The sequence below is a fragment of the Bradyrhizobium sp. Pha-3 genome (assembly GCF_042258615.1).
In the GTDB taxonomy this organism is placed as follows: domain Bacteria; phylum Pseudomonadota; class Alphaproteobacteria; order Rhizobiales; family Xanthobacteraceae; genus Bradyrhizobium.
In genome coordinates this window covers 2,163,279-2,175,442 of the sequence record NZ_CP170152.1, presented here as the reverse complement: position 1 = coordinate 2,175,442, position 12,164 = coordinate 2,163,279, and the positions used below count along the sequence as shown (strand labels likewise).

At 58.9% G+C, this 12,164-nt stretch carries 10 protein-coding genes; 7 read left to right on the top strand and 3 right to left on the bottom strand.

From position 1 onward, the window contains the following. Positions 1–303: 303 nt before the first annotated feature. Together ACE10Z_RS10165 and ACE10Z_RS10160 are read right to left on the bottom strand one after the other, a co-directional pair. Positions 304–606, bottom strand: coding sequence for a hypothetical protein (locus tag ACE10Z_RS10165; protein ID WP_375787798.1), 303 nt, complete (start codon positions 604–606; stop codon positions 304–306). A gap of 123 nt (positions 607–729) precedes the next feature. After that, a complete protein-coding gene (locus ACE10Z_RS10160; protein WP_375787797.1) occupies positions 730–1,230 on the bottom strand; it encodes a DUF992 domain-containing protein in 501 nt (166 codons plus the stop codon). 417 nt (positions 1,231–1,647) lie between these two features. Between ACE10Z_RS10160 and ACE10Z_RS10155 the strand changes: the two genes are divergently transcribed. The 6 genes from ACE10Z_RS10155 (at position 1,648) to ACE10Z_RS10130 (ending at position 9,520) form a co-directional block, all read left to right on the top strand. Next, the gene (locus ACE10Z_RS10155) at positions 1,648–2,643 is read left to right on the top strand and encodes a helix-turn-helix domain-containing protein (protein WP_375787796.1); all 996 of its coding nucleotides are present in this window, start codon (positions 1,648–1,650) and stop codon (positions 2,641–2,643) included. Positions 2,644–2,866: 223 nt separating this feature from the next. Further along, the gene (locus tag ACE10Z_RS10150; RefSeq protein WP_375787795.1) at positions 2,867–3,808 is read left to right on the top strand and encodes a helix-turn-helix domain-containing protein; all 942 of its coding nucleotides are present in this window, start codon (positions 2,867–2,869) and stop codon (positions 3,806–3,808) included. Positions 3,809–3,829: 21 nt separating this feature from the next. Continuing rightward, a complete protein-coding gene (locus ACE10Z_RS10145) occupies positions 3,830–5,134 on the top strand; it encodes an ABC transporter substrate-binding protein (RefSeq protein WP_375787794.1) in 1,305 nt (434 codons plus the stop codon). A gap of 1,920 nt (positions 5,135–7,054) precedes the next feature. Next, positions 7,055–7,672: a response regulator transcription factor gene (locus ACE10Z_RS10140; protein WP_375787793.1), complete on the top strand. Its 618-nt coding sequence runs from the start codon at positions 7,055–7,057 to the stop codon at positions 7,670–7,672. Positions 7,673–7,808: 136 nt separating this feature from the next. Further along, on the top strand, positions 7,809–8,321 hold the full coding sequence (locus tag ACE10Z_RS10135; RefSeq protein ID WP_375787792.1) for a helix-turn-helix domain-containing protein: 513 nt from the start codon (positions 7,809–7,811) through the stop codon (positions 8,319–8,321). Positions 8,322–8,695: 374 nt separating this feature from the next. Further along, entirely contained in the window at positions 8,696–9,520 is an 825-nt protein-coding gene (locus ACE10Z_RS10130; RefSeq protein WP_375787791.1) for an LssY C-terminal domain-containing protein, read from the top strand. Here ACE10Z_RS10130 and ACE10Z_RS10125 read toward each other — a convergent pair. Further along, the gene (locus ACE10Z_RS10125) at positions 9,517–10,818 is read right to left on the bottom strand and encodes a TAXI family TRAP transporter solute-binding subunit (protein ID WP_375787790.1); all 1,302 of its coding nucleotides are present in this window, start codon (positions 10,816–10,818) and stop codon (positions 9,517–9,519) included. The genes ACE10Z_RS10130 and ACE10Z_RS10125 overlap by 4 nt on opposite strands. A gap of 613 nt (positions 10,819–11,431) precedes the next feature. On the opposite strand from ACE10Z_RS10125, the gene ACE10Z_RS10120 reads away from it, so the two are divergent. Continuing rightward, positions 11,432–11,866, top strand: coding sequence for a DUF2721 domain-containing protein (locus ACE10Z_RS10120; protein WP_375787789.1), 435 nt, complete (start codon positions 11,432–11,434; stop codon positions 11,864–11,866). Positions 11,867–12,164 lie beyond the last annotated feature (298 nt).

The following is a 12,164-nucleotide window of genomic DNA, read 5'->3' as shown; positions in this document are numbered from 1 at the left end:
GCGGAAGCACACGCGCCATTGGTGTTGACCACGGGCCACCTTCGCGAATGGCCTCTGGGTGTCAGGCGAGCGAGCTGACGAATATGCAAATACTGACAATCTGGCTGATGCCAGTGATGCGGCCAAGCTGATTGATCGAGGGAGGGGCGGACAATATCTCGGTCAAACCTTGCGTTGTCCGTCGTCCAGCGAACCCTGCTCTACATTCCGGGAGATTGCTGGATGTTCGAACCAGATCGACAACTCGCCGGAACGGTCTGTGCAAAATCTGCCAATGCATGGGCACCGCATCACGGCAAGCTCCTATGGCAGATCCCGCTCCTTGGTATCCTCGAATGAGGCCGGTTCGACAAATGGCGGCTCGGACATTTCCGCAAACCAGTGATGAATGAGCGTCGAAGGAATTGCGCGTCGCGGTGTGCAGGGATTGATGGTACCCGCGGTCACGACGTATCCTTGCTCGAATTTCTGGCGAGCAAACCTCTGGGCGTCGAACTCGGTCGGAAAGCTCTCACTTCGTCTCGGACGTCGCTGCGCCGACGCTTTGCGCACCTTCTTCGGCACCTCAAATGAAACATACCATGTTTTCGGCAGGTCAGTTGGCACCGGGGTTTCCGATTTTCTTTCCCTGTGGGCTCGCCTATCTCTGCGAGCTCGCTCCCGCAATGCGCTTTCGGCATCACGAACTGGGCCACGTCCCATCCCGTCACGCCAAAGAGGCGCGGAGCTTCAATAGATCGGACGCAGCTGCAGGCCGGAAAGGCCGACAGTGACATCGATAGCAATCGATCCCTCTACGGAAACGGGCTGCAACGCAAATGACCGCGCCGAGCCACCGACAAGCACATTGACGCCGGCACCCAAGCCGAGGCCGATATCACCTGACGCTCCGACATATTCGCCGGCGAGAGCTCCGACCGGAGGGCCTGCCGTCGGGGCAAACACCGCCCAGGCGAGTGCGCCTCCGGCCGAAACGCCGATATCGATTCCGACGGTGTTGAGCGCGCCTTCATAAAGTTGAAGCGGGAACGGCGGATTTTGTGTAAAGCGACACGACATCGATTGATGGCCAAATATGACGAATCCGACGCTGGGGTCGACCTTGCACGCCAGCATGCCGATTTGAGTCCACGATGCCTGTTGGGCACCTGCGGAAGACACGGAGCCGGACCATGCGCAGATGGCGCAGAGAACAGCCAGAACTCGTAGATGCGCTCGCTTCCCGATCATCTCGCACCACCTCGTTGATCGCGGGCAGGCGCTTGGCCCTGAACCGCCTTCTGCTTTTCATAGAGCAGCATGCGCGAAGCCGAGACTATGCAATATCGGCACGACTAACTCTCCGAGAGCAAAAAGATTGCGCCCTTGGCTCACGGCACCGAATTCGTAGCAAATCCGTGGCTTCGAAATTCAAACGCCTCAGCGCTCCAACCTTCCATCGTTCCCGTGATACCGAGACCTCTCTGTAGCCGGATGCGCCAACGCGTCGAAAATTGCCTTTTTGTTCGTCATGACAGCTTCATTGATCGGAAGTTGCATGCGATATTGAATTTCAACTCTACTTTTGGAATGCTGCGTTAATTTCGAGCGATCTTTCTGAGACATCCAACTATTGCAGGAGCATCCGAAGTGTTTTGGGTCAGAACGATGAGGATCGAAGATCCGCTGCTTTGCCCGAGTGCCGTTCAAGGATGCGAGCTCAACGTATTTCCGACAAAGCGTGGTGAGTTTGATCTAAAGATAGAGCAGATTGGATTGAATCGGCTTTGGATGAGTCGATACGAGGTCAATCTACCTCAAGTTAACAAACTTGCCGTCCGGCCGGGCCGCAGATCCATCAGCTTTCTGACGCAATTGGAAGGCCCTTCAATTCAACACTGCGGCATGGACGTCTCGCCGGGTGATATCATCATCGACAAGTTCGACGTGTCGCACAAGCGTTCCGGCGCCAACCATCGCCATGGTGGGATGTCCCTCTCCGAGGAGGATATGAATGCAACCCTCGCGACCGTCATCGGAGCTGACTTTCTGGAAAAATTGACAACCCGCGTGGTTCGGCCCCGCCCGGAGTTGATGTCGCGCCTGTTGAAGGTGCACCAGACCGTCGGCGATTTGGCTCATACGGCGCCGGACGCACTGGAATCGCCGGAGCTGCTTCGCGGGTTCGAACAACAATTGTCTCATCTGATGGTTCGTTGCCTTGCGGAAGGCGCCGGCATCGAGATTACCGCCGGCAGGCTGCGTCGCAATGCGATCATCGCGCGGCTTGAGGATCATCTGGCCGCAAATCCGGACCGGGCCATCTATCTGACCGAACTCTGCGCTGCGACTGGCGTTTCCGAGCGGACGCTGCGATCGGCTTGCGAAGAACATCTCGGCATGGCCCCAATGCGCTATCTCGCCTTGCGAAGAATGTATCTGGTCCGGCGCGCGCTGCTGCGTGCTGACGCATCCAAAGCCACCGTTACCCGCATCGTGACCGACTACGGGTTCTGGGAGCTCGGGCGTTTCTCGGTCGCCTACCGCCAGCTCTTTGGAGAATTGCCGTCGGAAACACTGCGACGGCCCGCGCAGGATCCCGATATCCATCTCAATCGTCCCACGAGCCTGCCGACCGAGATCATCGTGGGACGCCTTCACTAACACAGCATACCCAACCCAACCGCGAAAACCGGCCGGCCGATTTGCACAGCGCAGCTTTCGCTCGAAGTATCCTTCCGTGCTTCTTGAAGCGCGCCATTTCGTGTCACGACGCCGGAATTGCATAGTCGACGCCTATCAGTTGACTGATGGTGCCTCGTCGAGGGATACCCACGGGCATCAAAAGGCCGTAAGAGCCGTTCGCCCGTCCGATGGAACACCGGATATGGCTGAGCGCTCTATTCTAAGCTTTGACGATCCTGGAGCATACGAAGCCGGTTTTGGCGACACCAGGCTCAATCTCACAATAACCGGTCCCGGAGATTTCGAAGCAGAGCTGCTGCGGCTGAAACTGAACCACCTCGTCATCATGCGGCTGCGCGAATGGCTGCCGCGCATTGGCTGCATTTCGCTTGCAACCGACAGGGTTTTTCTGTCCTTTCCAGTTGGCCGGGCGAGCCTGGAATGCGACGGGTTTGCTTTTCAAAGTGACCAGATCGCTTTTCATGGCCCAGGCCAGCAGATGCACCAGCTATCGAGCGGGAAATGCCAATGGGGCCTGATATCCCTGCCCCTGGATCAACTCGCAAGCAGTGCTGCGGCATTGACCGGCCAGCCGATCCTCGCACCGCGCTCCACCAGACTGCTCCACCCTTGCGGCGCGGACCTGTCCCGCTTTCGACGCCTATTCCAACACGCCTGTCACCTGGCGGCCCCCACAAGCAAACTAATTGAGCAACCCGAAGTGGCAAGAGCACTCGAACAAGACACGCTTCATGCCGTGATCCATTGCCTGACCGGCGACGGGACTGAAGACAGTCCCGGGACACGCTCCAAGCACACCTCCTTGATGACCCGCTTCGAAACGGCGCTACTCAAATCCGTCGACCGGAAGGTCGCGCTGGCTGATCTTTGCACCGAAATCGGCGTGGCCGAACGCACATTGCGGATGTGCTGTCGCGAGTTTCTCGGCGTCAGCCCGATGCGATACCTCTTGTTGCGCAGGCTGAACAAGGCCCGCGCTGCGCTACGGCGTGCCGATCCGTCCGCGGCGAGCGTCGCGAGCATCGCGCGGGACCATCAATTCTTCGAGCTCGGACGCTTCGCCGCGACGTATCGTTCCGCTTTCGGAGAAGCGCCGTTGACGACGCTGCAACGCAAGGCTTAGCTAGGTTCGGAGAACTGCCCGATGACCGCAATCAAACTACCGGCCTGGCTACGTATCGTAATGGTGAGCGGCGCTTTCCTTCTGGCCATTGGCGCCGGGCTGTTCGCCTATCTCTGGTATGTCCGTCCGGTCTCACTGACAGTTGCCGTCGGATCGCTTGATGGCGAAGCCGACAAAATCCTGTCTGCCATCGCCAATCGGCTGACCGCGACGGGGGCACCGGTACGGCTGCGGATCGTCAAGCAACCGGGCACGCTCGACGCCGCCAAGGCCTTTTCATCGGGCAAGGTCGATCTCGCCGTCGTCCGTGGCGACGTCGGTGACCTGTCGCAGGCCCAGGCCGTCCTCGTACTTACCCACGCCGTCGTGCTGGTTTTGGCCCCTCCCGGTTCGTCGCTGACTGATGTGCCGAGCCTGAAAGGCCACAGCGTCGGCGTGGTCGGCGGGGAGATCAACAGAACCGTCGTCGACGCGCTGCGTCAGGAATATGATCTCGACCGCGCGAAAGTCACCTTCAAGGATATCCCGGCGCCTGACGTACGCCGCGCTATCGCCTCGAGGAGCGTCGACGCCCTTCTGCTTGTGCTTCCCCTGACCGAAAAATACCTGGCGCTGGCGCGCAGCCTCTTCCCGCAAAATGCGAAATCCCAGCCGGTGCTCATTCCGATCGAATCGGCCGGGGCAATCGCGGGAAGCCATCGCGCGTATGAGAGCTTCGATGTGCCGAAGGGCACGCTGCGCGGCGCACCGCCACTTCCGAGCGACGACCTGACGACATTGCGTGTGTCATTCTACCTGGTCGCGCAAAAAAAACTCAATCCTGACACCATTGCCGACCTGACGAAATCGCTTCTCGCCGCGCGGCGCGACCTTATCCGCGAACTGCCGATGCTCGCCCAGGTCACCGCTCCCGACACGGATCCCGACGCCTTCCTGCCGGTCCATGCGGGGGCGGCCGAGTACTTCAATGGCACCCAGCAGAGCTTTTTGGACGAATGGAGCAATGCGATCTACCTGACGCCGATGATCCTTGGCGGATTGGCCTCGATTCTCGCAGCGGCCTGGCGGTTCATCGGCCTGCGGACATCGAAACCGGATGAAGCGGCACTCGACTCGTTCTATGGCCTGGCTCGTCGGGTTCGCAAGGCGGAGCGCGAGGAGGAATTGTCAGAGATAGAGAACCGGATTGATGACATCTTGAGCGACCAGCGCCTCAAAATTGCGGATGGGGACGAGAATGCAGCAGATATGGCGACGTTGAACGTTGCCGCCAACAGGGTTGAGGGCCTCATACAAGCGCGCCGGGCCATGCTGAAAGCGTCATAGTCGGTCTGCGTTATCTCTATCGATTTTGCATCGGCGGCCCGCCTGGTGGTGACCACGCCAACTACTGGCACGAAACTCCAGCAATTGCCGCTCGTTCCGCAGCCGCCGTTTGTGGTCATTATGCGCGTGAACGGCCGTTTCGGCGGCCCGTCGTCGCCCGTTACAGTTTCATTCTAATCTTCAGCAAACTTGAGCTCCGACCCGGGGCGCTTTTGCTGGGCGCACGTCTCGGAGAGACCCGACGAACCAGCCAGAGTGGCCATCCCGGCTAGCTTGGCACAGCGACCTACTTTGCGCTGGCAATGCTAATTCTGTGGCGCGCTGACATTTTCTTTTGCTCACTGTCCGCTTTTGCATAGTCGACGCCACGAGGCTTCTGATAATCACGTCAAGCCTGATCTGTACAAAGTAGCGCGACAACATCGATAGCGCCGGAGAAGAGAATGTCACCGATTATTCGTGTCATGGCTTTAAGTCTCACCGTAATTCTCGGTCTCGTCACCTTTGGTGGTGGTCGGAGCGAAGCGTACTATAGAGCAGGCGCGGCGGGATGTGGGCCAAGAGGTTGCGCTGCAGCTCGTTGCGGGCCACGGGGATGCGCGGCGGTTGGAGTTGGCCGGTATGGATACCGAAGGGGAGCCGTTGGAGTGCGTCGATACTGACAGGCGCGCACGGTCGGGGTTATCTATCAAGCGAGACGCGGACGCGTGTCGTGCCTCCAAGCTCTCCCGCGAAGTGGTAGAGATGGCGCTGGTCCATGTGATCGACCCCTTCGGGGTTCTTCTCTACAGCGTGCGGTCGCCGTGCCCGACAAGAAGCAGGAGCACCTAGTGTGAATTCTCAAGAGGAGTTGGCGGGTTGCCTGTTACAATTGACAGACGCTCTGACGCGTCGGCTTTCAATCGTGCGGGATAGCAACAAGCCGTGCGTCGTCGACGCGCAAGAGCGCGATGAGGACAGGATAACGGCGGCAATCCGCGGGCCAGCACGCCCCAATGGTACCTGCGGAGTTTTGCCGCTAGTCTTGCGGTAGCAGCCACGTCGAGCTTTCAAATTACGGCGCGGTCTGTTTTTGCATAGAGCGATCCGATCAGGCTGCGATCGGTGTCGCGCTATTCGCTGGGATCGCGACGCTGGCTATTGCCATCTTCGGTGCGGTAGCAAGCTGTGTCGACAACACACGACAAGCGTCGGGCAGTGGGTGGCCGTTGTGCTGTGGAAGGGAAGGTCGCTGATTATCGCTGGGGCGATGACGGCAGGTGCTCTGGCGGTCTATCTCGCTTACCTCACGAAGTCCTGAAGCTCATCAAGCCTGCGAAAGACCTCGGGAGCATGACTGAACGGTCGATTCCGATTTCGCATAGACGGGGACTAACGCTCCACTACATTTGCGGACAGCCAAGCGAACCATCGCCTTGAGCCAGATATTTCAATGACTTATCAGCGCGCAACTTCTAAATTGCCGATTGGTGTGCCAATGCGCGCCGCTCGGCGGGACAACAGGATTTCCAGCAACGATCTCGATCCCGGAAGAGATGAGCCGCGGCTCGCTGCGACTAGGAATGTCTGGAGATGCCACGGCATTTGCCGCGAACGCTGGCGTCATCGGCCCGGTGGCGTCAATTCGGGAATGGTCAGCTCCTACACGGCGTACCTGTAACCAGCCTCGCTGGCTTGGCACAAATTGCATATTCCGGCAGCCAGGCACAGACTTGTATAATCCATACATGTACACTCCACGTTGACTGCCCGGGGGCCACCCACTTATTCTCGCGTTTCCGGATATTTCTTGCTGCGGTGCTTAGTTGAGCCTTGGTCTGCCCGCAGCAAATCGTTTCCGGAGATCTTTCGGGGACTTAGCCGACGAGCCACGACGAGGGCGAGAGATTGGGAATAGCGGGCGCTCCCATAGTTCATATCGTGGACGATGACGCAGCGTTTCGCAGCGCGATTTCCCGGGTGTTGAAAGCTTCAGGCTATGCCGTTGCCGACTACGATTCGGCGGCGAGCTTTTTAGAAGCCACCAACGCCGAGCCCGGCTGCCTTCTCCTCGACGTGCAGATGCCTGCACTCGGCGGTCTGGAGCTTCAGCAGGAGCTGGCAAAATTGTCGCATCGCTGGCCGATCATCTTCATGACCGGTCACGGCGACATTCCCACGAGCGTTCGCGCCATCAAGGCCGGCGCAGAGGACTTTCTCTCCAAGCCGATCCTCAAGCAGACGCTGTTGGAAGCGATTGAGCGCGCGCTGTCACGCTTCCGGGAGGTCCAACGGAATCAGAGCCGGCTCGATGCGTTAAAGGCGCTGATTGCGCAACTAACTCCTCGCGAGATCGAAGTGTTCGCGCTGATGGTCCGCGGCAAGATGAACAAGCAGATTGCCTATTCGCTGGGTACCTCAGAGCGAACCATCAAATATCATCGGCAGATGATCATGCAAAAGCTTCAGGTCGGCTCGTTTGCGGAGGCAGTCTCTGTGGCGGAGCGCGCTGGGATGCTGACGCCTGAGCCCTCGCTTGACCTCAAAGGCGCTTCATAACTATCGCCGGATGAGTGCCTAGTCCACTCGACCAGGCACCGTTTGCCCCCAGGTACAGTAGCGCGCCCCCACGGCTTGATGCTTTGTTGTCGACAGGTCAAGCGCTTGTACCGCGATCGTATAGTCGGGGGCACTAATGACTATCCGTTATTGGTCAGAAAACTTTTCAGACGTTTCCTACCAATCAGCTAGCAGAACCTGGCGCAGTCTCGTCGACCGGGCCGAGGCGATCGCGCTCGCAGAGCCCGACTCGCCGCTGCACATTTCGGCTCTCTGCGACGCTCTCGCCGTCAGCGAGCGCACGCTGCGCAAGGCATTTCATACCGTTCACGGCGCCCCCCCGTGCCGCCATCTTCGTATGCAGCGGCTGTCGCAGGCCAGGCGCGCGCTTCTGTCCGCCGACGGCAATCTCGCAACGGTAACCGAGATCGCCACTCTTTTCGGCTTCGTGGAATTGGGCCGATTCTCGGTCGAGTATCGCAAGGTGTATGGCGAAAGTCCTTCGAAAACCCTGCAGCGGAGTGCCACAGGTCAGGCCCATGCCGACAGCAGAGAGCAGGCTTCAGCGAAATCCGGAATAATACAATTCCAGCGTGATCTTGCTGATACAGTGAGGACGAAATTCAGAACCGAGCCGAATTTTGCATAGCATTGGCCCGAGTTGAGACGTCCGATCGTTGCGCTTATCCACGCCGCCATCGGGGGGGCAGGCAGATGATCCGCAGTAGTCGCGCGTGCACTGCATCGGCCCTCAGGTTGGCTTCCTGTTTCCCGTCGGCGACATGTAGGGGTACCTCAACCCGAACGCCTATGGCGAGATCGAAGCGCAGAAACAGCCATCCGGCTTGAATGCCTAGATGGCGTTCGCGGTCTCGCCGATGGCGCCCACCAGCACGGTCACGCCGACGCGGCGGATCGTGACGAAGTAAGCGACTTACCCGGAGCTGGGTCGCGTCACCCGGCCGCAGTATAGGCTCGCAGATATTGCGTCGACTGCCACGATCAAATTTCGAAGGCGGTACCATGAATGTCGATCCAGGAGGACTCGGACGCCGCTATTTGCTATTCCCAGCAGCGGTGATCGCTTGTTACGTCACGATCAGCTACCTGATTCTGCCTGCGACATGGTCGCGGATCGAGCACGAGCGCGGACTCTCGCATCGGCCGATGCTGACTGCGACGGCGCAGGGAATTCCAGGCGGTCCCATCAACGTCGGCCTCGTTGGAAGCCGTGAAGACGTCGTTTCTGCATTTCATGCCGCCGGCTGGTATCCCGCAGACCCGATTACGTTACGCACGAGCGCAGAAATCGTGGGCAGCGTATTATTTGACCGGCCTTACAAGGACGCGCCTGTTAGTCCGCTCTTCTTCGAAGGCCGGCGTGAGGACTTGGCGTTTGAAAAACCCGACGGAGTGAGCGCCGACCGCCGGCAACACGTCCGGCTATGGCTGGTCCTCGAGAACGGGGCAGATGCAAGGCCGGTGTGGCTTGGCTCTGCTACTTTCGATGAGGGAGTGACGCTGAGCCGCGACACCGGTCAGGTGACGCACAAGATCGCACCGAACATTGATGAAGAGCGCGACCAATTGGTTGACGGTCTGAACCAGGCGCAGATGGTCACCGGCATTTATCAAATGAGAGGGATCGGTCCCACGCTCTATGGACGGAATGGCGAGGGAGACCCCTATTATACGGATGGAGAGATATGGGTGGCCAGGCTTGTTCGCCGAGGCAACAAGGCGGACGAGGTTGCCACGGCGCTGCCGCCGCCGGCATTGATTCAGATAAAGGATGCCGTATTTTCCTGGGCGACTCCGGGCCACACTGACCGCTCCGGTGCGCCCTAATTGACCTCCGCAACTCGCTTGGTCGCCGGCGTCTTCCGAAGCAGCGTGCGGCGGTGGCTCATCAGATATTGCAGCCTTTGAGCCGCAAGACCAAGCGCAGCCATGTCCGTGCTGTCGGCACCATCACCATTCGCGTTCCTGGCAAGCTCCGCTTTCAGAATGTCATCAATCTTCCTTTCGATTTCATCCAGCTCGGCCTCACTCTGCGCGCCCTTGATCTCATTCCCGAGCTCGTAGAGCGGTTCGAGCATGCTTTGCGATGCGATGCCCGAGCCGGTAAAACGCCACGCCGCGACAATGACTGAGATCAGCGATCCGATCAGCAATGAGGTGTAGTAGAGCTTGTCATCGTATCTATCGAGAAAACTCTGCTGATTTCCGTTGTAGTAGGTAGCCGCTCCTGGATGGATCGGAATCAGCGCGTCGGTATCGGTGCTCGGCTCGGCGGCTTGCGCCAGTATCGGATATTGCGACAGCAAATCCCTGCGAACGTCGACCAGCTCCTGCGTCAGGTCGGTGATAGTGTCGGCGTTCACCGATTTATTGGCGACAAGATAGAATGCAACGCGTAGCGACGTCAGATCATCCGAAGGAACGGGCGGCGCACCGCGCAACGTACCCTTTGGAATGTCGTAGCTTTCATAATATTGCGCAACGTTTGCCACAGCGCCGGCCGATTCGATCTCGATCAGTTTTGGAGCCGATCCCTTGGCACCACTTGGCTGGAAAAACTGCCGGACTTTTGCGAGATATTTCTCGGTGAGAGGAACAACGACAAAGAGCGCGTGAACCTGTCCCGACAACAGCGCAGAAGCTCCCTCCCCTATGGCTACGTCCTTGAAACGGACATTGGCGCGATCGAACGGATAGACTTGCTTCAAGGCTTCGACCGCGGGCGGGTTGATGGCCCCTCCAATGACGCCAATCGTGGTGTTTCGCAGATCAGCGAGACGATCGGCATTCGCCGACGAAGGCGCCATGATCAAAACCACACCGTGGGTCAGAAGAAGCACGCTCCGCGCATCCGACAGCCCGCCGGTATCGCCACGAACCACGGCGAGGTGAGCTTTGCCTCCAGCCAACATTTCGGCCGCCTTCGCGGACGTCCCGGCATCGACGACCTTCAAGCGAACGTGCGCGCCCGATGTCGTCAGGCGCGCAGCGATCGCTGAGGTGAGCACAAGCGCTTCACCGTCGGCCGACCCAGCGGCGACGGTGAGGAAAACCGGGTTTGCGAAATAGCGATACGCGAACCAGCCGGAGCCGATGACGGCGGCGGCTACGACCCCGACGATCATGATCCTGAGCCATCGCGGCCATAGATGGACTGGAAGGCTGGTCATGACGTTCCTGACATGATCAATCGCTTTTTCCGGACCCTACCCGGCTCACCGCGAAGGTGAACCGGGCCGGCGAACCACGTCTAGTACGAACCCGCAGGGTGGCCTGGCTATGCAAAATCCGGCGCTGAGGCGCGAAATACTTGCGCTCATTCTGGGAGTTTTGCGAACTGGTTTCTCGAAGTTAAGCAGACGCACTCGCGTTGTCTGATTCTGCATAGTCGTTCGCGCAGGGTAGACTTATCTTGGTCAACTGGACTTCGCACGTGGCGCATGGGCGTTCACGTACGGATTGAACCAAGAAGGGGTCGGAAAGTGGACGAGACTCGACCTGCTTCGTTCCACCGCACCTACCAGTGTCGAGGAGAGGTTCAAATGAAGCCTGCCGTTGTCATTGCAGCGGCCCTTCTGCTGCTGCTTCTGCTCGCCCCTGCCCGTGCCTAAACCCCTTACCCGACCTGGACTTGCCACGGCATGAAGGCACCCTCACCATGTCCAGATCCCGGGTAATGGCGGACAGCAGCGCGCACCCCCGACGTAGCGAGACAGTGTAACGCATAGGCTCAGCTCGATGTTGCCAGATACCCCAACGGTCAGTCAGCTCTCGCATGTGATTTCGCAGGCGGCGGCGCCGGCGTTTCTTCTCGGTGCATTGGCGGCCTTCATCGCGGTGCTGATATCCCGACTAAACAGGATCATCGATAGATCAATCTTCCTGAACGGGATCCCCGACGAAGACACGGCCAGAAGCCGGCTCAAAGCCGACCTGCCACGTCTTGTTCAACGCGCCGTCATGATGAACAGGGCCATCTTCTGGGCGGTCATCGGCAGTATCTCAATAAGTATTCTCATCATCGTCGCGTTCGTGACGGCGTTCTTTGAGGTTCAACACGAGCGCGGGGTTGCTATCCTGTTCATTGTCTCGCTCGGGGCTTTCACGGTATCGCTGGTTGATTTTGCCCGAGAGGTCCGCATAGCGCTAAGCGAGTACGATCATTACGGGTAGCGCATCCGATCGATTACCGAGCCCATTGGCTCATCTGGAGGCATGTGAGCAAGCTGACGTAACTCGGCGTACCTCCAACGCTTTCATCCGCGGTGCAGCTCGCCCTGTTTGACGCCGGGAATTTGGACCACTGGCTTGCGAGCTGCTGCCGTGCTCTCTGTTCATCGCTTATGCAACGCTTTATTGGTTGATCGACAGTAAGCCTGGCTGTAGCGGCAACATCGAGCTTGCAGCTCCGCGCGACATCGAACCTCGGCACATTGTCGGCCACGGCCACGACCAATTGCGAGTTCAGAAT

Excerpts from the sequence above, each read along its gene's own strand:
- ACE10Z_RS10155 (WP_375787796.1), top strand. The coding sequence starts at position 1,648 with ATGAGGATCGAAGATCCGCTGCTTTGCCCGAGTGCCGTTCAAGGATGC.
- ACE10Z_RS10135 (WP_375787792.1), top strand. The coding sequence starts at position 7,809 with ATGACTATCCGTTATTGGTCAGAAAACTTTTCAGACGTTTCCTACCAA.
- ACE10Z_RS10125 (WP_375787790.1), bottom strand. The coding sequence starts at position 10,818 with ATGATCGTCGGGGTCGTAGCCGCCGCCGTCATCGGCTCCGGCTGGTTC.
- ACE10Z_RS10160 (WP_375787797.1), bottom strand. The coding sequence starts at position 1,230 with ATGATCGGGAAGCGAGCGCATCTACGAGTTCTGGCTGTTCTCTGCGCC.
- ACE10Z_RS10120 (WP_375787789.1), top strand. The coding sequence starts at position 11,432 with ATGTTGCCAGATACCCCAACGGTCAGTCAGCTCTCGCATGTGATTTCG.
- ACE10Z_RS10145 (WP_375787794.1), top strand. The coding sequence starts at position 3,830 with ATGACCGCAATCAAACTACCGGCCTGGCTACGTATCGTAATGGTGAGC.
- ACE10Z_RS10130 (WP_375787791.1), top strand. The coding sequence starts at position 8,696 with ATGAATGTCGATCCAGGAGGACTCGGACGCCGCTATTTGCTATTCCCA.
- ACE10Z_RS10150 (WP_375787795.1), top strand. The coding sequence starts at position 2,867 with ATGGCTGAGCGCTCTATTCTAAGCTTTGACGATCCTGGAGCATACGAA.